Origin of the sequence: Stenotrophomonas sp. SrG, assembly GCF_050031795.1 — a bacterium.
GTDB classification, from domain to species: domain Bacteria; phylum Pseudomonadota; class Gammaproteobacteria; order Xanthomonadales; family Xanthomonadaceae; genus Stenotrophomonas; species Stenotrophomonas rhizophila_A.
Window position 1 is genome coordinate 1 of the sequence record NZ_JBNBBE010000626.1, and the last position, 250, is coordinate 250.

General features: G+C 64.8%; 1 protein-coding gene. It reads left to right on the forward strand.

Annotated features, from left to right (window positions below; all coding sequences use genetic code 11):
* Positions 1-46: 46 nt before the first annotated feature.
* Positions 47-250, forward strand: a 204-nt coding sequence (locus ACQG3P_RS21095) for a hypothetical protein (protein WP_426806144.1), incomplete at its 3' end; no start/stop codon positions are given.

Genomic DNA, 250 nt, shown 5'->3' on the forward strand with positions numbered 1-250 from the left:
CGTGGAATGGCTGGACAAGGCGCGCTGGCACACTACCTGCCCACCCGTGGACGTGGTCATTGCGCGTTTGTCGCAAGACGCCTCCGCTTGGGCGGAAACGTTGCAGCATGCCCACGATGTGCTGGTGCGCAGCGGGCGCTTTGTGGTGGAGGTACCGTTGACATCGGGACGCAATCCGGAGCTGCGCGGGTTGCTGGCAACGCTGGAGCAGCGGGGCATGGTGCTCGATCGGGCTTGGTGGCAGAGCTTT